Source organism: Streptomyces sp. NPDC094143, assembly GCF_040303825.1.
Lineage (GTDB): Bacteria > Actinomycetota > Actinomycetes > Streptomycetales > Streptomycetaceae > Streptomyces.
On sequence record NZ_JBEOTZ010000020.1, the window covers coordinates 1 to 20,350 of the forward strand.

General features: G+C 70.6%; 12 protein-coding genes, 1 tRNA gene and 1 rRNA gene. 12 read left to right on the forward strand and 2 right to left on the reverse strand.

Going from position 1 to position 20,350, the window contains the following annotated elements; translation table 11 throughout:
- The 3 genes from rrf to ABTZ58_RS24090 all read left to right on the forward strand — a co-directional run.
- Positions 1-87, forward strand: a 5S ribosomal RNA gene (gene rrf, locus ABTZ58_RS24080); the annotation flags it as partial.
- Positions 88-201: 114 nt separating this feature from the next.
- Positions 202-864, forward strand: a complete 663-nt coding sequence (locus ABTZ58_RS24085; protein ID WP_351360562.1) for a DegT/DnrJ/EryC1/StrS family aminotransferase — start codon at positions 202-204, stop codon at positions 862-864.
- A 73-nt stretch (positions 865-937) separates the two neighbouring features.
- Positions 938-1,013, forward strand: a tRNA-Thr gene (locus ABTZ58_RS24090).
- Between the two features lie 44 nt (positions 1,014-1,057).
- On the opposite strand, the gene ABTZ58_RS24095 is transcribed toward ABTZ58_RS24090, so the two are convergent.
- Positions 1,058-3,811, reverse strand: coding sequence for a SpoIIE family protein phosphatase (locus ABTZ58_RS24095; protein WP_351360279.1), 2,754 nt, complete (start codon positions 3,809-3,811; stop codon positions 1,058-1,060).
- A 376-nt stretch (positions 3,812-4,187) separates the two neighbouring features.
- Here ABTZ58_RS24095 and ABTZ58_RS24100 point away from each other — a divergent pair, with 376 nt between their 5' ends.
- The 9 genes from ABTZ58_RS24100 (at position 4,188) to ABTZ58_RS24140 (ending at position 18,800) form a co-directional block, all read left to right on the forward strand.
- The gene (locus ABTZ58_RS24100) at positions 4,188-9,659 is read left to right on the forward strand and encodes a HAMP domain-containing protein (protein WP_351360282.1); all 5,472 of its coding nucleotides are present in this window, start codon (positions 4,188-4,190) and stop codon (positions 9,657-9,659) included.
- A 307-nt stretch (positions 9,660-9,966) separates the two neighbouring features.
- Positions 9,967-10,647 (forward strand): response regulator, encoded by a 681-nt coding sequence (locus tag ABTZ58_RS24105; protein WP_311689162.1) that lies wholly within the window; start codon positions 9,967-9,969, stop codon positions 10,645-10,647.
- Positions 10,648-10,774: 127 nt separating this feature from the next.
- Positions 10,775-13,534: a DNA translocase FtsK gene (locus ABTZ58_RS24110; RefSeq protein ID WP_351360286.1), complete on the forward strand. Its 2,760-nt coding sequence runs from the start codon at positions 10,775-10,777 to the stop codon at positions 13,532-13,534.
- Positions 13,535-13,797: 263 nt separating this feature from the next.
- The gene (locus ABTZ58_RS24115) at positions 13,798-14,643 is read left to right on the forward strand and encodes a helix-turn-helix domain-containing protein (protein WP_351360289.1); all 846 of its coding nucleotides are present in this window, start codon (positions 13,798-13,800) and stop codon (positions 14,641-14,643) included.
- Positions 14,644-14,736: 93 nt separating this feature from the next.
- Positions 14,737-16,218: a 30S ribosomal protein S12 methylthiotransferase RimO gene (gene rimO, locus ABTZ58_RS24120; RefSeq protein ID WP_351360292.1), complete on the forward strand. Its 1,482-nt coding sequence runs from the start codon at positions 14,737-14,739 to the stop codon at positions 16,216-16,218.
- The gene (gene pgsA / locus ABTZ58_RS24125; protein WP_351360295.1) at positions 16,215-17,063 is read left to right on the forward strand and encodes a CDP-diacylglycerol--glycerol-3-phosphate 3-phosphatidyltransferase; all 849 of its coding nucleotides are present in this window, start codon (positions 16,215-16,217) and stop codon (positions 17,061-17,063) included. Before rimO ends, pgsA begins: the two co-directional genes overlap by 4 nt.
- Positions 17,060-17,605 (forward strand): CinA family protein, encoded by a 546-nt coding sequence (locus tag ABTZ58_RS24130; RefSeq protein ID WP_309097038.1) that lies wholly within the window; start codon positions 17,060-17,062, stop codon positions 17,603-17,605. Before pgsA ends, ABTZ58_RS24130 begins: the two co-directional genes overlap by 4 nt.
- A 109-nt stretch (positions 17,606-17,714) precedes the next feature.
- Entirely contained in the window at positions 17,715-18,095 is a 381-nt protein-coding gene (locus ABTZ58_RS24135; protein ID WP_309097037.1) for a helix-turn-helix domain-containing protein, read from the forward strand.
- 234 nt (positions 18,096-18,329) lie between these two features.
- On the forward strand, positions 18,330-18,800 hold the full coding sequence (locus ABTZ58_RS24140; protein ID WP_309097046.1) for a Dps family protein: 471 nt from the start codon (positions 18,330-18,332) through the stop codon (positions 18,798-18,800).
- 705 nt (positions 18,801-19,505) lie between these two features.
- Here the strand turns inward: ABTZ58_RS24140 and ABTZ58_RS24150 are convergent.
- Positions 19,506-20,330: an Fpg/Nei family DNA glycosylase gene (locus ABTZ58_RS24150; protein ID WP_351360303.1), complete on the reverse strand. Its 825-nt coding sequence runs from the start codon at positions 20,328-20,330 to the stop codon at positions 19,506-19,508.
- Between the last annotated feature and the right edge of the window lie 20 nt (positions 20,331-20,350).

Consider the following 20,350-nt stretch of genomic DNA (forward strand, 5'->3'; position numbering starts at 1 on the left):
GGTTACATTCCGAACCCGGAAGCTAAGCCTTACAGCGCCGATGGTACTGCAGGGGGGACCCTGTGGGAGAGTAGGACGCCGCCGAACAATCATTGAAAGGGTTGGACCCGGAACTTCGGTTCTGGGTCCAACCCTTTTTTGTTGTGCGTCACTTGAAGTTCACGTTGCGCAACCAGCATTCACAGCATGGGTACTGCTGCAATGCTCAGGGCCGCCGGTGTCGGACTCGGTGACGAGGTCGTCGTGCCGGCCTTCGGGAACGTCGAGGTCGCCGAGGCCGTGGCCATGTCCGGGGCGCTGCCGGTGTTCGCCGACATAGATCCCGTCACCTACTGCCTGGATGCCGCCGCCGTGGAAGCGGCGGTGACTCCGCGGACCGCGGCCGTCGTCGTCGTGCACCGCTTCGGTCGGCTCGCCGACATCGCGCGGCTGCACGATGTGGGACAGCGGCACGGGTTGCTCGTCCTGGAGCAGGGTGAGTCCGAGGCGCCCTACGACGAGATAGCCCAGCGTCGGGAGCGCGCGGCGTATCTCGACGCGAAGTTGCGGGGCGTGCGGACGCCGGACGATGGAGACGGGCACACGTATCAGCGGTACGTCGTGCGGGTGCCGGGCAACGGGCGCCCCGACCGGGACGCTTTCGCTCGGGCCGTGCGGGCCAGGGGAGTCGAGGCCCGGGTGCCGGTGAAGACGCCGGTGCACAGGCTGCCCGAGTTCCGGCGATGTGTGTCCCTGCCGGAGACGGAGCGAGCTGCCGACGAGACGCTGGCGCTGCCGGTGCACGCCGCACTCACCAAGCGGGACATGCAGCGGATCGTGTCCGCGTGCAACGCCCTCGGAGGGCTGCTGCAGCCCGCCTTCTGACGTGGTTGGGAGCACGCGTGAGTTCGGGGTATGATCTATTCCGTTGCCGCGGGGAAAACCCGGAAAGCAACAGGCCCCTATAGCTCAGTCGGCAGAGCGTCTCCATGGTAAGGAGAAGGTCAACGGTTCGATTCCGTTTGGGGGCTCCAGTTGAAAAGGCCCCACCCTGACGGGTGGGGCCTTTTCCGTTGTCCTAGTCCTTTTGGAGACCCGGGACGCGCATCGCCAGGATCGCCATGTCGTCGGACGGGGCGTCCGAGGCGAAGCGCTCCACCGCGCGCATGATGCGGGCCGCGACCGCGCCGGCCGTGAGGCCCGTGCAGGTCGTGAGGACGTCGGCGAGGCCGTCGTCGCCGAGCATGCGGGTGCCCTCGCGGCGTTCGGTGACGCCGTCGGTGACGCACAGCAGGACATCGCCCGGGTCGAGGGTGACGGTCTGCTCGTAGAGCTCCAGGTCGTCGATGACGCCGAGGAGCGGCTGGGGTTCGGCGGCCGGTTCGACCGTGCCGTCCTGGCGCAGGCGCAGCGGCAGCGGGTGGCCGGCACAGACGACCTTCAGCTCGGCGCTGCCGTCCTCCTGGGGCCGCATCTCGCCGTAGAGGAGGGTGAGGAAGCGGCTGCGGGCGCCCTCGTCGAGGATGGCGGAGTTCAGGCGTTCCAGGACCGCGGGGCCGCTGAGGCCTTCGCGGGCGAGGAGGCGCAGGGCGTGCCGGGCCAGGCCGGTCACCGCCGCCGCGTTGGGGCCCGTACCGCAGACGTCGCCGATGGCGAAGCCGTAGGCGCCGTCGCGGATGGGGAAGACGTCGTAGAAGTCGCCGCCGACCTCGTTGCCCTCGCCCGCGGCGCGGTAGATGACCTCGACCTCGACGCCCTCGATCGCGGGGAGTTCCGGGGGCAGGAGGCTGCGCTGGAGGGACTGGCTGATGGCCGTGCGCTCGGAGTAGAGGCGGGCGTTGTCCAGGGCCAGAGCGGCGCGGCGGGAGAGGTCCTCGGCGAGTTCCAGGATCTCCTGGCGGAAGTGCTCGTCGGTGGGCTTGCCGAGGGTGAGCATGCCGATGACGCGGTTGCGGGCGACCAGTGGGAGGACGACCGTCTCGCCGCCGACGGCGGAGGCCGTGGCGAGGGTCGGGCCGATACCGGTGGTGACCTGGCGGGTGGGGCCGCCGCTGAGGCCGAGACTGCGCATGGAACTGCGCAGGGCGGCCTGGTGGGCGATCTCGGCGGGGGCCGTCCAGACGCGGGCGCCCGGGGTGGGGACCGGGTCGGGCGGGGGGACCTTCGACAGCAGGGACTTGATGCCGTCGATGAGTTCCTCGTCCTCGTGCAGGACGTAGGAGAGGTACGGCTCGGAGGCCTGGTCGGCGATCGTGTAGACGGCGCACCAAGTGGCGAGGGTCGGGACGGTCATCTGGGCCATCAGGGCCAGGGTCTGGTCGCGGTCCAGGGTGCCGGCCAGCAGGTCGGAGGCCTCGACCAGGAAGCTGAGGGAGCCGCGGCGCAGCCGTTCCAGTTCGCCCAGGCGGGCCGATTCGACGGCCAGGGCGATGCGGTCCGCGGCGAACTGCAGGCGCAGGGCCTCTTCGTTGGAGTATCTGCCGGGGGCCTCGGCGGCGACGCCGAGGGAGCCGGTGAGGCGGCCCTCGACCTTGAGCGGGACCGTGACGACCGAGCGCATGCCCGTGCCGTTGAGCAGGGGCACCGCGCCGGAGACCGCCGTGAGGTCGTCGTGCACGGCGGGCATGCGGGCGGAGCCGTAGCGGCCGGTGCCCGCTTCGACGGGGACGCGGGCGAAGCGCTGGCGGGCCGAGGGGAGGCCGGTGGAGGCGCGGACCTCCAGTTCCGTCTCGTCGTCCGTGGCGAGCAGCAGGAAGGCCGAGTCGCCGTCGAGCATGTCGCGGGCGCGTTCGACCGTGCGCTGCAGGAGGCCGTCGAGGTCGTCCGGGGCGGGGGAGCCGATGAACACCTCGAAGGGGTCGGTGCTCTGGCCCTCGGAGCCGGTCGAGGTGTCGGAGGCGGGGATGCGCAGGGGTGTCTGCAGAACGGCCCGTTCGTGGTCCCGTACCAGGAGGCACACGGTTGACGGTTCGCCGCCGGTGTCGCGGACGCGCAGGTGGGAGGCGTAGACGGGGGTGACGCGGCCGTTCGCGTCGCGGATGCCGTAACTGCCCTCCCAGCGGGAGAGCCGGAGTGCCTCCGCGATGCCGGTGCTGGTGCCGGGGGTGTGCGGCCAGGCGGCGAGGTCGGTTAGGGGCTTGCCCGTGACCTGCTCGGCCGGGTAGCCGAAGAGTTCCTCGGCGTCCTCGTTCCAGGCGCTGATGTGGCCGGTGCGGTCGACCTGGACGACGGCCACGCGGACGCGGCTGTCGGCGAGGGGGAGGAGGTCGGCCGGGAGGGCGGGGCCGGCGGCGCGGGTGCCGACCGTGCGGGCCGGGAGGTCGAGCTGGAACCAGACGGTCTTGTGGGTGGGGGTGTACTCGACGCCCCAGCGGCCGGCGAGGGCCGCGCAGAGCTGGAGGCCGCGGCCGCCCTCGCGGTCGGGGTTGCCCATGGTGACGGCCGCGCCCTGGAGCGGGACCTCGCGCTCGGGGTAGCGGTCGGCCACCTCGACGCGGACGCCCTCGTCGCTGCGCAGGCACAGCACGTCGGCGGAGGTGCCGGCGTGGACCACGGCGTTGGTCACCAGTTCGCTGGTGAGAACCACGGCGTCGTCGACGATGTCGGCGAAGCCCCAGCCCTGGAGGGTGTCGCGGACGAAGGAGCGGGCGCTCGCGACCGAGCGCCCGACGGGCTCGAAACTGGCGGCCGCGCGCGCGGTGATCACAGAACTCCTCGACCGGTTCTCGACGTGCTGGGCTGCGGGGCCGACCGGCTCGTGCCGCTGATGCGGCAGGCCGCCCGTCGGCCGGGGGTCCGGGGGCTGTCCCCCCGGGATCAGTCCGGTGGTCATGTGTGCGGCCGCCCCTCCGATGCCCGCTCGTCTTCGTGCCACCGCCCAGGCCGGACGGACCGGCGCGGCTGGACAGCCGGATGCAAGGTTACTTACCTTCGCGGTCCATGCGGATGCCGGTCTGCAGTGTTTCCGTCCGGAGGGTGTGCGGACGGTGTGCGAAGCTGCCGAACTGTTATGGCCTGGTTGGGCGGGGGTGAAACACTGGGCAGGCTTCTTGTAAAGGTCCGGGCAGGCTGAGTGCACAAGGCGTATGGCGGGCAGCAGCCCCGTGGGACGGGCCCGGTGTGCAGGGCAGAGAATACGCGGTAGTGACTGGTACGCCGAGCGGTACCGCGAGCACAGAGTGACGGTCGACCCCTGCGGGAGGGACACAGTGGAGTCTGGCGCAGCGACGCGTGGCACGAAGACGCGCGCGAAAGGCGGACAGTCCCCTAGCAAGCACGGCAGGGCGCGGGGTGGCACGACCGAGGTGGACACCGCGGCCCTGAACCGGCTGATGGCGGCCCTGGTGTCCATGCGGGACGGGAACTTCCGCAAGAGGCTGACGGTGTCCGGCGACGGCGTGATGGCCGAGATCGCGGCGGTCTTCAACGAGGTGGCCGACCGCAATCTGCATCTGACGGGTGAGCTGTCGCGGGTGCGGCGCATGGTGGGTCGCGAGGGCAAGCTGACCGAGCGGCTGGAGACGGGTGCCTGCGAGGGCTCCTGGGCGACCGCGATCGACCACTCGAACGCCCTGGTGGACGACCTGGTCCGGCCGGTTTCCGAGGTCGGCCGGGTGCTGTCGGCGGTGGCGGAGGGCGATCTGTCGCCGCGCATGGAGCTGCGCACCCAGGCGGCGGACGGGAACAGCCAGCCGCTGCGGGGCGAGTTCCTGAAGGTCGGGCGGACCGTCAACAACCTGGTCGACCAGCTGTCGACGTTCACCGACGAGGTCACGCGCGTGGCCAGTGAGGTGGGCACCGAGGGCAAGCTGGGCGGCCAGGCACGCGTGCGTGGCATGTCGGGTTCGTGGCGGGACCTCACCGACTCCGTCAACACGATGGCGAACCGGCTCACCGCTCAGGTGAGGGACATCGCGCTGGTGACGACGGCGGTCGCCAAGGGCGATCTGTCCCGGAAGGTCACGGTCCAGGTGGCCGGGGAGATGCTGGAGCTGAAGAACACCGTCAACACGATGGTGGACCAGCTGTCGGCGTTCTCCTCCGAGGTGACCCGGGTGGCCCGTGAGGTGGGCACCGAGGGTGCGCTGGGCGGGCAGGCGCAGGTGCCCGGGGTGGACGGGGTGTGGAAGGAGCTCACCGACTCCGTCAACACCATGGCGGGGAACCTCACGGCCCAGGTGCGCGGGATCGCCGAGGTGACGACGGCGGTCGCCAACGGCGACCTGTCCCGCAAGGTGACCGTGCCGGCGCGCGGCGAGGTCGCGCAGCTCGCCGACACGATCAACCAGATGACCGAGACGCTGCGGATCTTCGCGGACGAGGTCACGCGCGTGGCCAACGAGGTCGGCGCCGAGGGGCGGCTGGGCGGTCAGGCGAACGTGCCGGGCGCGGCCGGGACGTGGAAGGACCTCACCGATTCGGTGAACACGGTCTTCCGGAACCTCACCACTCAGGTGCGGGACATCGCCGCCGTGACCACGGCCGTGGCCAACGGTGATCTGTCGCAGAAGGTCACCGTCGACGTGGCCGGGGAGATGCTGGAGCTGAAGAACACCGTCAACACGATGGTGGACCAGCTGTCCTCCTTCGGTGCCGAAGTGACGCGTGTGGCGCGGGAGATCGGTGTCGAGGGCGAGCTGGGCGGTCAGGCGCAGGTGCCGGGCGCGGCGGGGACGTGGAAGGACCTGACCGACTCCGTCAACACCGCGTTCCGGAACCTCACCGGCCAGGTGCGCAACATCGCGCAGGTGACGACGGCGGTGGCCAACGGCGACCTGTCGCAGAAGGTCACGGTCGACGTCTCCGGCGAGATGCTCAAACTGAAGAACACCGTGAACACGATGGTGGACCAGCTGTCGAGCTTCGCCGACCAGGTGACGCGGATGGCTCGGGACGTGGGCACGGAGGGCCGGCTCGGCGGTCAGGCCCGGGTCGACGGAGTGTCGGGCACCTGGAAGGAGCTCACCGACTCCGTCAACTCGATGGCCGGCAACCTCACCTCCCAGGTGCGCAACATCGCGCAGGTGACGACGGCAGTGGCCCGGGGCGACCTGTCGCAGAAGATCGACGTGGACGCGCGCGGCGAGATCCTGGAGCTGAAGAACACCATCAACACGATGGTCGACCAGCTCTCGGCCTTCGCCGATCAGGTGACGCGGGTGGCCCGTGAGGTGGGTACGGACGGGCGGCTGGGCGGTCAGGCGCAGGTGCCGGGCGTCGCCGGTGTGTGGCGCGACCTGACCGACTCGGTGAACGGCATGGCCGGCAACCTCACCGCGCAGGTGCGCAACATCGCCCAGGTGGCGACCGCGGTGGCCCGGGGTGACCTCTCCCAGAAGATCACCGTGGACGCGCGCGGCGAGATCCTGGAGCTGAAGAACACCCTGAACACGATGGTGGACCAGCTGTCGTCGTTCGCCCAGGAGGTCACGCGTGTGGCCCGTGAGGTGGGGACCGAGGGCATCCTGGGCGGTCAGGCCGAGGTGCAGGGTGTCTCCGGCACCTGGAAGGACCTCACCCAGTCGGTGAACGGCATGGCGAACAACCTGACCATCCAGGTGCGCAACATCGCCGAGGTCACGACCGCGGTCGCCCGGGGCGATCTGTCGAAGAAGATCACCGTCGACGCCAAGGGCGAGATCCTGGAGCTGGTGACGACGGTCAACACGATGGTCGACCAGCTGTCCTCGTTCGCGGAGCAGGTGACGCGGGTGGCCCGTGAGGTGGGCACCGAGGGCATCCTGGGCGGACAGGCGCACGTGCCCGGTGTCACGGGCATCTGGAAGGACCTGAGCGACAACGTCAACCTGATGGCGAAGAACCTCACCACCCAGGTGCGCAACATCTCCCAGGTCTCGGCGGCGGTCGCCAACGGTGACCTGACGCGGCAGGTCACCATCGAGGCCCGCGGTGAGGTCGCCCAGCTCGCCGACACCATCAACACGATGGTGAAGACGCTGAGTTCGTTCGCCGAGCAGGTCACCAAGGTGGCCCGTGAGGTGGGCACGGACGGCATCCTCGGCGGCCAGGCGCACGTGCCGGGCGTGGCCGGGACGTGGAAGGACCTCACCGAGTCGGTGAACCAGATGGCGTCCAACCTGACCGGCCAGGTGCGCAACATCGCCATGGTGACCACGGCCATCGCCAAGGGCGACCTGACGAAGAAGATCGACATCGACGCGCGCGGCGAGATCCTGGAGCTGAAGACGACCATCAACACGATGGTCGACCAGCTGTCGTCGTTCGCCGAGGAGGTCACCCGGGTCGCCCGTGAGGTGGGCACCGAAGGGCAGCTGGGCGGTCAGGCACGCGTGCGTGACGTGGACGGCACCTGGCGGGACCTGACGGAGTCCGTGAACGAGATGGCCGGGAACCTGACCCGGCAGGTGCGGGCCATCGCGCGCGTGGCGACCGCGGTGACCCGGGGCGATCTGAACCTGAAGATCGACGTGGACGCGTCCGGGGAGATCCAGGAGCTCCAGGACTACATCAACAAGATGATCGCCAACCTGCGCGACACCACCATCGCCAACAAGGAGCAGGACTGGCTCAAGGGCAACCTGGCCCGCATCTCGGCGCTGATGCAGGGCCGGCGGGACCTGGAGGACGTGGCCTCGCTGATCATGAGTGAGCTGACGCCGGTGGTCTCGGCGCAGCACGGGGCGTTCTTCCTGGCCATGCCGCTGGTCGACGGCGAGGACATCAGTGCCGCGGACGAGGACCAGTACGAGCTGCGGATGCTCGGCAGTTACGGCTACTCGATGGGCTCGATGCCGACGTCGTTCCGGCCCGGTGAGGCGCTGATCGGCACGGCCGCCACGGAGAAGCGCACGATCCTGGTGGAGAACGCGCCCAGCGGCTATCTGAAGATCTCCTCGGGGCTCGGCGAGGCACCCCCGGCGCAGGTGATCGTGCTGCCGGTGCTGTTCGAGGGCAAGGTGCTCGGCGTGATCGAGCTGGCGTCGTTCACGCCGTTCACGCAGATCCAGAAGGACTTCCTGAACCAGATCGCGGAGATGATCGCCACCAGCGTCAACACCATCTCCGTCAACACCAAGACGGAGCTGCTGCTGGCGCAGTCGCAGGAGCTGACCGAGCAACTGCGCGAGCGTTCCGCCGAGCTGGAGCAGCGGCAGAAGGCCCTGCAGGCGTCCAACGCCGAACTGGAGGAGAAGGCCGAGCTGCTGGCGCAGCAGAACCGCGACATCGAGGTGAAGAACACCGAGATCGAGGAAGCGCGGCAGGTCCTGGAGGAGCGCGCCGAGCAGCTCGCGGTGTCGATGCGCTACAAGAGCGAGTTCCTCGCGAACATGTCGCACGAGCTGCGCACGCCGCTCAACTCGCTGCTGATCCTGGCCAAGCTGCTCGCCGACAACGCCGAGGGGAACCTCTCCCCGAAGCAGGTCGAGTTCGCCGAGACGATCCACGGGGCCGGTTCGGACCTGCTCCAGCTCATCAACGACATCCTCGACCTGTCGAAGGTCGAGGCGGGCAAGATGGACGTCTCCCCGACGCGGATCGCGCTCGTCCAGCTCGTGGACTACGTGGAGGCGACGTTCCGGCCGCTGACCGCGGAGAAGGGCCTGGACCTGTCCGTGCGGGTCTCCCCGGAGCTGCCCGCCACCCTGCACACCGACGAGCAGCGGCTGCTGCAGGTGCTGCGCAACCTGCTCTCCAACGCGGTGAAGTTCACCGACTCGGGGTCGGTGGAGCTGGTCATCAGGCCGGCGCGGGACGACGTGCCGCAGAAGATCCGGGAGCAGTTGCTGGAGACCGGGTCGCTGACCGACCCGGACGCCGGGCTGATCGCGTTCTCCGTGACCGACACCGGGATCGGCATCGCCTCCAGCAAGATGCGGGTGATCTTCGAGGCGTTCAAGCAGGCCGACGGCACGACCAGCCGCAAGTACGGCGGTACGGGCCTGGGGCTGTCCATCTCGCGGGAGATCGCGCAGCTGCTGGGCGGTGAGATCCACGCCCAGAGCGAGCCGGGCCGCGGCTCGACCTTCACGCTGTACCTGCCGCTGCACCCGAGCGAGCTGCCGCCGCAGGGCTACCAGCAGCAGCTGCCCGCCCTGGAGGCCGGTGACCTGGTGGCGTCCAAGGCCGAGTTCGCCGAGCTGTCCGACGCGGAGGTCGAGACGCCGGCCGAGGTGAAGTCCTACCGCGAGACGCAGAACGGGCCGGCGGCCCTGTTCCGGCGGCGCCGCAGGACGCCCGAGCCGGAGGCGCGCCCGGCGCAGCCCGAGCAGTGGACGCCCGCCGAGCCGGAGGCGGCGCCGCGGCCGCAGCGGGGCATCCGGTTCGGCGGCGAGAAGGTCCTGATCGTCGACGACGACATCCGCAACGTCTTCGCGCTGACGAGCGTCCTGGAGCAGCACGGCCTGTCCGTGCTGTACGCCGAGAACGGCCGTGAGGGCGTCGAGGTCCTGGAGCAGCACGACGACGTGGCGGTCGTCCTGATGGACATCATGATGCCCGAGATGGACGGGTACGCGACGACCACGGCGATCCGCAGGATGCCGCAGTTCGCCGGGTTGCCGATCATCGCGCTGACCGCAAAGGCGATGAAGGGCGACCGCGAGAAGGCGATCGAGTCGGGCGCGTCCGACTACGTCACGAAGCCGGTCGACCCCGATCACCTGCTGACGGTGATGAATCAGTGGATGCGCGGGGAATGAGGGTGTCCGCCGACCGTCGCGCGACCGTGCCGGGAAGGTTGCGTGTTCACGCGGAGTTGCCGACTCGGTGTGCGCATAGTCGTGTAGAAGTACGGGTTCCGGGGAACCTTCTGGTCTCCTGCCACGTTTCTGCTACGTGCACAGTGACATCACGGTGACAGGGTGTGGTGACGGGCGGGGTGCGGCTACGATGACCGGCACAAGGACGGGCGGCGCAAGGGAGTCGCCCGCTGAGGTGGCACCCACCGGTGCATCCTCAGGTCCTGCGGACAGGGGAGGCCCCAAGCCGGGGCGAGGAGGGCGGGCCATGGTGCAGAAGGCCAAGATCCTCCTGGTCGATGACCGGCCGGAGAATCTGCTTGCGCTGGAGGCGATCCTCTCTGCGCTCGATCAGACGCTGGTGCGGGCATCGTCCGGGGAGGAAGCGCTCAAAGCGCTGCTCACGGACGACTTCGCGGTGATCCTGCTGGACGTCCAGATGCCGGGCATGGACGGCTTCGAGACGGCCGCGCACATCAAGCGGCGCGAGCGGACCCGGGACATCCCGATCATCTTCCTCACGGCGATCAACCACGGTCCGCACCACACCTTCCGGGGCTACGCGGCGGGCGCGGTCGACTACATCTCCAAGCCGTTCGACCCGTGGGTGCTGCGCGCGAAGGTCTCCGTCTTCGTCGAGCTGTACATGAAGAACTGCCAGCTGCGGGAGCAGGCGTCGCTGCTGCGGCTCCAGTTGGAGGGCGGTGGCAAGGACGCGGACGGCGAGGCCAAGGAGTCGGCCGGGCTGCTCGCCGAGCTCTCCGCGCGGCTGGCCGCCGTCGAGGAGCAGGCCGAAGCGCTGACCAAGCAGCTGAACGACGAGTCGACGGACGCCGCAGCGGTGGCCACGGCGGCTCATCTGGAGCGCAAGCTCACGGGGTTGCGGCGGGCGCTGGACGCGCTGGAGCCCGGCACCGGAAGCACCTCCTCGGTGTCCTCGCAGAACTGACGCACCCGGACGCGGTGTTGCCCGCCCATGACCGCGCGTCAGTTTCGCGCCTCTTCCGGAGCGACACGAACGGGTGAAGCGGCAGGCACACGTGTCCCCCGTCGTCTCCCCCGGTAACCTCACACCCATGGCCTCACGTCCCTCCGCAGCCAAGAAGCCGCCGGCGAAGAAGGCGGCCGCTTCCGCGAAGGCCCCGGCGAAGAAGGCCGCTGCCAAAAAGGCTCCCGCGAAGAAGGCGCCCGCCAGGAAGGCCGCGGCCAGGAAGGTCGCGCCCAGACCGGCACCCAGCCCCACCGGTGGCGTCTATCGGCTCGTGCGCGCCGTGTGGCTCGGTGTGGCGCATGCCGTGGGTGCCGTCTTCCGCGGCATAGGGCAGGGCGCCAAGAACCTCGACCCGGCCCACCGCAAGGACGGCGTCGCCCTGCTGCTGCTCGCCATCGCGCTGATCGTCGCCGCCGGCACCTGGGCCGACCTGAAGGGTCCCGTGGGCGACCTGGTCGAGATCCTGGTGACCGGTGCCTTCGGCCGGCTCGACCTGCTCGTGCCGATACTGCTCGCCGTCATCGCCGTCCGCTTCATCCGCCACCCGGAGAAGCCCGAGGCGAACGGGCGCATCGTCATCGGCCTGTCCGCGCTGGTCATCGGCGTGCTCGGCCAGGTCCACATCGCCTGCGGCTCACCCTCGCGCGGCGACGGCATGCAGGGCATAAGGGACGCCGGCGGCCTGATCGGCTGGGCCATGGCGACCCCGCTCTCGTACACCATGGGCGACGTGCTCGCCGTGCCGCTCCTGGTGCTGCTGACCATCTTCGGGTTGCTCGTCGTGACGGCCACGCCGGTCAACGCCATCCCGCAGCGGCTGCGGCTGCTGGGCGTGCGGCTCGGCATCCTCAGCGACCCGGCCGAGACCGAGTACGGCTACGCGGAGGACGACGACGAACGCTACGAGGAGCAGTGGCGCGAGGCGCTGCCCGCGCGCCCGCGCGGCAGGCGCGCGCCGGCGCCCGCGGCGTACGACCCCGACGGCGCCGAGCAGGAGGCCCTCACACGGCGCCGGGGCCGCCCCCGGCGCTCGGCCGTGCCCCAGCCCGACATGGACCGGCCCAGGGACGCCGTGGACATCGCCGCGGCGGCCGCGGCCGCGCTCGACGGGGCCGTGCTGCACGGCATGCCGCCCTCCCCGGTCGTCGCCGACCTCACCCAGGGCGTGCGGGTGGGCGACCAGGAGCCGACCACGCCGACGCCCGTCCCGGCCGCCCGGCCCCGGCAGGACGAGCCCCGGCCGGACCAGCCGCAGCAGGACGAGCCCGCGCCGCAGAAGCCCAGGGCGGGCGTGAGGGACCTCACCAAGGCCCCGCCGGCCGAGCCCCGAGACCTGCCCGCGCGCGCCGAGCAGCTCCAGCTCTCCGGCGACATCACGTACGCGCTGCCGTCGCTCGACCTGCTGGAGCGCGGCGGCCCGGGCAAGGCCCGCAGCGCCGCCAACGACGCCATAGTCGCCGCGCTGACCACCGTGTTCACCGAGTTCAAGGTCGACGCCCGGGTCACCGGCTTCACGCGTGGGCCGACGGTCACGCGCTACGAGGTCGAGCTCGGCCCCGCCGTGAAGGTGGAGCGGATCACCGCGCTGGCCAAGAACATCGCCTACGCCGTCGCCAGCCCGGACGTGCGGATCATCAGCCCGATCCCCGGCAAGTCCGCGGTCGGCATCGAGATCCCCAACACCGACCGGGAGATGGTCAACCTCGGTGACGTGCTGCGCCTGGCGGAGTCCGCCGAGGACGACGACCCGATGCTGGTCGCGTTCGGCAAGGACGTCGAGGGCGGCTACGTCATGCACTCGCTGGCGAGGATGCCGCACATGCTGGTCGCCGGCGCCACCGGCTCCGGCAAGTCCTCCTGCATCAACTGCCTGATCACCTCGGTCATGATGCGGGCCACCCCCGAGGACGTCCGGATGATCCTCGTCGACCCCAAGCGGGTCGAGCTGACCGCCTACGAGGGCATCCCGCACCTGATCACGCCGATCATCACCAACCCCAAGCGGGCCGCCGAGGCGCTCCAGTGGGTCGTGCGCGAGATGGACCTGCGCTACGACGACCTGGCCGCCTACGGCTTCCGGCACATCGACGACTTCAACAAGGCCGTGCGCGAGGGCAAGGTCAAGCCGCCCGAGGGCAGCGAGCGCGAGCTCCAGCCGTACCCCTACCTGCTGGTGATCGTGGACGAGCTGGCCGACCTGATGATGGTGGCGCCGCGGGACGTCGAGGACGCGATCGTGCGGATCACGCAGCTCGCGCGCGCGGCCGGCATCCACCTGGTGCTCGCCACCCAGCGGCCCTCGGTGGACGTCGTCACCGGTCTGATCAAGGCGAACGTGCCCTCCCGGCTCGCCTTCGCCACCTCCTCGCTGGCCGACTCGCGGGTCATCCTCGACCAGCCCGGCGCCGAGAAGCTCATCGGCAAGGGCGACGGGCTGTTCCTGCCGATGGGGGCGAACAAGCCCACCCGTATGCAGGGCGCCTTCGTCACCGAGGCCGAGGTCGCGGCCGTCGTCCAGCACTGCAAGGACCAGATGGCCCCGGTCTTCCGGGACGACGTCGTCGTGGGCACCAAGCAGAAGAAGGAGATCGACGAGGACATCGGCGACGACCTCGACCTGCTGTGCCAGGCGGCCGAACTGGTCGTCTCCACGCAGTTCGGGTCGACCTCCATGCTCCAGCGCAAGCTGCGCGTCGGCTTCGCCAAGGCCGGGCGGCTGATGGACCTCATGGAGTCCCGGAACATCGTCGGGCCGAGCGAGGGTTCGAAGGCTCGTGACGTTCTTGTGAAGCCTGACGAGCTGGATGGCGTGCTCGCCCTGATCCGGGGGGAGTCTGAAGGGTAGGGAAGCGGGAGACGATGGTCGACTCGCGGGGCGTGTACGGCAATCGGGTGTCCGGATCGTGACTTTCCCGTAGGGATCATCGAGCAACCGTTTCCCTTCGGCGTACGTCAAGTTGAGCGAAGCGAAACGCAGCGAGCCCACCATCGGAATGTCGGGCCATTCCGATGGCGTACAAAGTGACACCGCCCGGTTGCCCCACCCTTTTGCACCCCCCCTAGACTGAACCTCCAGCACAGGCGGCTATACGCTCGAAAGGCGCCCCCGTGTCCATCGGCAACTCCCCTGAAGACGAGCGTCCGTTCGAAGACGACCGCGTCGAAGAAGACCGCGAGGAAGCCCGCCCCTCCATCGGCCGTGCCCTGCAGCAGGCTCGTATCGCCGCCGGGCTGACCGTCGACGACGTCAGCAGCGCCACCCGGGTCCGCATGAACATCGTGCACGCCATCGAGGCGGACGACTTCACCCCCTGCGGCGGTGACGTCTACGCCCGTGGGCACATCAGGACCCTCGCCAAGGCCGTCCACCTCGACCCCGAGCCGCTGCTCGCCCAGTACGGCGAGGATCACGGCGGGCGCCCGGCACCGACCCCGGCGGCTCCGCTCTTCGAGGCGGAACGCATCCGTCCGGAGCGGCGGGGACCCAACTGGACGGCGGCGATGGTCGCCGCGATCGTCGCCGTGATCGGCTTCGTCGGGTTCACCATGTTCCAGGGCGGCGACGACGGCGGCGAGGCGAACGTGGCCGAGGGTGCCACGCCCAGCGACTCCGCCACCCCCACCACCAAGACCGACAAGCCCGCCGATCCCGAGTCCGAACCGTCCGACAGTGCCATCGCGGCCGCGCCGCAGGACAAGGTGACGGTCCGGGTGGCCGCCGCCGACGGCCGCAGCTGGATCGCCGCCCGGGACCACAACAACCGGATGCTGTTCGACGGAGTCCTCAAGCAGGGCGACTCCAAGACCTTCCAGGACAGCTCCAAGATCCACCTCGTCCTCGGGGACGCCGGTGCGATCGACCTCTTCGTCAACGGCAAGAAGATCGAGGACGACTTCCAGCCCGGCGCCGTCGAACGCCTCACGTACACCAAGGGTGACCCCGAGGCCGGATGACAGCCCCGCAAGGGTGCGGTGGGGACGGGGTTGGCCGTGATCGGCCAACCCCGTCGACGTGGGGTGTCAGCGGGACGAAGTACTCTTGAGCCCATGCCTGAACGCCGTACCGTCGCACTCGTCACCCTTGGCTGCGCCCGTAACGAGGTGGACTCGGAGGAGCTGGCAGGCCGTTTGGAGGCGGACGGCTGGCAGCTCGTGGAGGACGCCGAGGAAGCCGACGTCGCCGTCGTGAACACCTGCGGCTTCGTCGAGGCCGCCAAGAAGGACTCCGTCGACGCCCTGCTGGAGGCCAACGACCTCAAGGGGCACGGCAGAACCCAGGCCGTCGTGGCGGTGGGCTGCATGGCCGAGCGGTACGGCAAGGAGCTCGCCGAAGCCCTGCCCGAAGCCGACGGGGTGCTCGGCTTCGACGACTACGCGAACATCTCCGACCGCCTCCAGACCATCCTCAACGGCGGCATCCACGCCTCGCACACCCCGCGCGACCGGCGCAAGCTGCTGCCGATCAGCCCGGCCCAGCGGCAGGAGTCCGCCACCGAGGTCGCGCTGCCCGGGCACGCCCCGGCCGACCTCCCGGAGGGCCTGGCCCCGGCCTCCGGGCCGCGTGCGCCCCTGCGCCGCCGTCTGGACGGCTCCCCGGTCGCCTCCGTGAAGCTGGCCTCCGGCTGCGACCGGCGCTGCACCTTCTGCGCCATCCCGTCCTTCCGCGGCTCCTTCATCTCGCGCCGGCCCTCCGACGTCCTGAACGAGACGCGGTGGCTCGCCGAGCAGGGCGTGAAGGAGGTGATGCTGGTCTCCGAGAACAACACCTCCTACGGCAAGGACCTGGGAGACATCCGCCTGCTGGAGTCGCTGCTGCCGGAGCTCGCCGAGGTCGACGGCATCGAGCGCGTGCGCGTCAGCTACCTCCAGCCGGCCGAGATGCGGCCCGGCCTCATCGACGTGCTGACCTCGACCCCGAAGGTCGCGCCCTACTTCGACCTGTCCTTCCAGCACTCCGCGCCCGGCGTGCTGCGCGCGATGCGCCGCTTCGGCGACACGGACCGCTTCCTGGAACTGCTCGACACCATCCGCTCCAAGGCCCCCCAGGCCGGTGTGCGCTCCAACTTCATCGTCGGCTTCCCCGGCGAGAGCGAGGCCGACCTCGCCGAGCTGGAGCGTTTCCTGAACGGCGCGCGCCTGGACGCCATCGGCGTCTTCGGCTACTCCGACGAAGAGGGCACCGAGGCGGCGGGATACGACAACAAGCTCGCCGAGGACGTCGTCGCCGAGCGGCTGGCCCGTGTCTCGCGGCTCGCCGAGGAACTGGTCTCGCAGCGCGCCGAGGAGCGCGTCGGCGAGACCGTCCACGTCCTGGTCGAGTCCGTCGACGACGAGGACGGCGTGTACGGCCGCGCGGCGCACCAGGCGCCCGAGACGGACGGCCAGGTGCTGCTCACGAGCGGCGCCGGACTGAGTGTCGGCCGTATGGTCGAGGCGAAGGTGGTCGGTACGGAAGGTGTCGACCTGGTGGCCGAGCCGCTTCCGGGCTCGTTCGCCTCGCCTTCGTCGAGTGAGGAGGCGGGCAGATGACCGGTGTCCCGGCATCCGCGGCGGGAGGCTCCTCCGGCGCGAGGAGGACCGCCGCCGGTGCGGCGGCCGCTGCCGCGGAGAAGGCCCCCGGGGCGGTGGCGGGGCAGGTGGCCGCCGTGCCGCCGGCCGAGAGCGCGACGCCCGCGGCCCCCGGCGGTGAGGCCCTGGTCCGCGCGGACGCGGCGCCTGCGGGTGGCGACGCCCAGGGCGACGACAAACCGCCGCGCGGTGCGAAGCTGGCGGCCGCGGCCGTGAACCAGGCCAGCGTCTGGAACATCGCCAACCTGCTGACCATGCTCCGGCTGATCCTCGTCCCGGCGTTCGTCGCGCTCATGCTCGCGGACGGCGGTTACGACCCGGCGTGGCGGAGCCTGGCCTGGGCCGCCTTCGCCATCGCCATGATCACCGACCTCTTCGACGGTCATCTGGCGCGCACCTACAACCTGGTCACGGACTTCGGGAAGATCGCCGATCCCATCGCCGACAAGGCGATCATGGGGGCGGCGCTGATCTGTCTGTCCGCCCTCGGTGATCTGCCGTGGTGGGTGACCGGCGTGATCCTCGGGCGAGAACTGGGGATCACCCTGCTGCGTTTCCTCGTCATCCGGTACGGCGTCATCCCCGCCAGCCGTGGAGGCAAGCTCAAGACGCTCATCCAGGGCGTGGCCGTGGGCATGTACGTGCTGGCGCTGACGGGGTGGCTGGCCACCCTGCGGTGGTGGGTGATGGCCGCGGCGGTCGTGCTGACCGTGGCGACGGGGCTGGACTATGTGAAACAGGCCATTGTGCTGCGCAGGCGGGGAATCGCCGAGCGCAAGGCCGCGTTGGAGGAGAAGGAAGCGTGAGTTCCACGGCCACCGACGTGGTGCGACTACTCACAGTCAAGGGCGAGACGCTCGCCGTCGCGGAGTCGCTGACCGGTGGCCTCGTAGCGGCGGACATCACATCGGTGCCCGGGGCGTCCAAGGTCTTCCGGGGCTCGGTGACCGCCTACGCCACCGAACTGAAGCAGGAGCTGCTCGGTGTCGACGGCACCCTGCTGGCGGCGCGCGGAGCGGTGGATCCGCAGGTCGCGGCCCAGATGGCGGCCGGCGTCCGCAAGGCGCTCGGCACCGACTGGGGCATCGCGACCACCGGGGTCGCGGGTCCCGAGCCGCAGGACGGGCAGGCGGTCGGGACGGTCTTCGTCGCCGTGGACGGGCCGTTCGCGCCGGATTCCGGTTCTGCCGGCGGCGGAAAAGTGGAGGGTCTGCGGTTGAACGGCGACCGCGCGGAAATTCGTAGAGAGAGTGTACGGAGCGTGCTCGCACTGCTCCTGAAGGAGCTGGCGGGCGAACAGACTGGGAATGAGCGGGCACAGGATACGGAACGGAACGGGGGGTTTTGATGTTTGCAGCCCTGAGTGAACACGACATCGCTCCCCGCACGGCCGCGGCGCAAGGCGGTACGGTGGGGCGTAATGGATGCGGCTACGCGGTCCGAGGAGGGAGCCACCGATGATTCTGCTCCGTCGCCTGCTGGGTGACGTGCTGCGTCGGCAGCGCCAGCGCCAGGGCCGTACTCTGCGCGAAGTCTCCTCGTCCGCCCGAGTCTCACTCGGCTATCTCTCCGAGGTGGAGCGGGGGCAGAAGGAGGCTTCCTCCGAGCTGCTCTCCGCCATCTGCGACGCGCTGGACGTACGGATGTCCGAGCTCATGCGGGAAGTGAGCGACGAGCTCGCCCTCGCCGAGCTGGCCCAGTCTGCTGCGGCCACCCCCAGCGAGCCTGTGCCAAGGCCGGTTCGACCGATGCTGGGCTCCGTTTCCGTGACCGGTGTGCCACCGGAACGGGTGACGATCAAGGCGCCCGCCGAGGCGGTGGACGTCGTCGCCGCGTGACGCCTCGCGCGTACGTGGCATGAACAAGCGGCGCCACAGCGCGCCGGAACGTGGTGAGGCCCCGGCCGGGGTTCTCCGGGAGATCCGGAGGGGTGTCGGTCGGGGTTTTCGCTTGCCCGCGCGCAGTGCCGCGTGGTGCGGGGGACCTCATGTCCGGTTCGACTCCGTTTGCCCGTGTGGCGTGCGGCGGTCATCGTTGAAGGGATGACCGGGGGGCAGTCCACGGAGGTGCGGATGTACGTCGTGAAGAGCCCGTTGTCGGACGCGAGTCTGAAGACCGTGTCCGAGGCACTGCAGGGCGCCCTGGTCGACCTGGTGGACCTCGCCCTGGTGGCGAAGCAGATCCACTGGAACGTGGTGGGGCCGCGCTTCCGGTCCGTGCATCTCCAGCTCGACGAGGTCGTCGACACCGCGCGGACGTATTCCGACACCGTGGCCGAGCGTGCCGCGGCCCTGGGCATCCCGCCGGACGGACGTGCCGCGACGGTGGCCGTGGGCAGCGGGATCGGCGTGACGCCCGAGGGATGGGTCAACGACACGACCGCCGTGAGCGCGCTCGTCGAGGCGCTTGGCGCGGTGATCGCACGGATGCGGGAGCGGGTCGAGGCGACCGGGGAGCCGGATCCGGTGAGCCAGGACATCTTCATCCAGATCACGGCGGACCTGGAGAAGCATCACTGGATGTTCCAGGCCGAGAACGGGTGACCGACGCGGGCGCCGCAACGGGCGACGGGCCGGCCGGTCTCGCCGCTCGGTGGGGCGGGGTGTGCGGTGCGTCCGGGTCGGGCGGGCGTGGTGCGTCCGGGCGGAGCGGGGCCGGTGCTTTTCAGAGGGGCGGGGTCGGCGCTCCTCTGTGGGGTGGCGTGTGCGGTGCGCCTGTGTGCCGGTGGTGCGCCCTGTGCGCGGGCCCGGGCACCCGAATAGCGTCGGGCTGGAGGTGGCGGCCATGGCGGGGATAGGGCGCCGGGGGGTCTCGGGCTGGGGGGCCCGTGGGGCGGCGCTGGGGCTCGGGGCGCTGTGGTGGTGGGCTGTGGTGCGGCTGGTGGTGTCGCCAGGGGCCGGGGTGCTGGAGGCGACGGTGGCGGCCGGGGGGTGGGGGCTGAGCGTGCTGCCGGTTCACTGTGTGCCGAAGGGGCGGGCCGGCGGGGTGGTGGTCGGTGCGGGGCGGCTGCGGAGGCTGCTGGGGGTTGGGGTGCGGGGGGTGGTGCGGCGGGGGTGAGCTTTGGGTGGATGGGGGTGGGGGGTGGGGTGGTGGTCTTGGGGGCGCGGTCGGTTGGTGGGGGCGTACGGGTCGTGGGCGGGGGTTGCGTGGGGGGCGCATCGGTCGTGGGGTGGGGTGTCGCCCTGTTCGGGTGTCGCGCCTCTCGGATGTCACCACCGCATCGCCACACCAGTCATGGTCTGCCACAGTCAACGGGCGGCGTCGCGGCCGATGCGCGGGGCCGGGGTCGGGCCCGGCTGGCAGGCCGGGCACCAGTACGTGGGGCGTTCGCGGGAGCCGTCGCCCTGGTCGGCGACCCGGATCGGGATGCGGCAGCGCAGGCAGGGGCGGCGGGCCCGGCCGTACACGAAGAGGTCCTGGCCGCGCAGACCCGTCGTGATGCGGGTCGGGCGCTCGCGGTTGGCTTCCAGCAGCTTCTTGGCGAGTACCGGCAGCATCGTGGCGCGGTCGGCGGGCAGCTCACCCGCGGGGAGCCACGGGGTGACACCGAGCAGGAAGCAGAGCTCGCTCTTGTAGACATTGCCGATGCCGGCGAGGTTGCGCTGGTCGAGGAGTGCCTCGCCGAGTTCGCGGGCCGGGTCCCGCAGGACGTTGGCCAGGGCCAGGTCGGGGTCCCAGTCCGGGCCCAGGAGGTCGGGGCCGAGGTGGCCGACCGCGCGGTGTTCGTCGGTGGTGCGCATCAGCTCCAGCACGGGGAGGCGGTAGCCGACGGCCGTGCGCTCGGTGGTGCCGAGGATCGCGCGGATCTGGTGCCCGGGGCCGCCGCTCCAGCGCCGGCCGTTCGCGTACACCTTCCACGAGCCGTCCATCCGCAGGTGGGAGTGGAGGGTCAGACCGCCCTCGATGCGGGTGAGGAGGTGCTTGCCGCGTGGGGTGACGTCCAGGACCGTGCGGCCGGTGAGGTCGGCCGTGGCGAAGCGGGGCACCCTGAGGTCGCTGCGGGTCAGCACGTGGCCCGCGAGGGCGTCATGCAGCCGCCTCGCCGCCTGCCAGACCGTGTCTCCTTCGGGCATGGGTCAAGGGTGGCACGTCG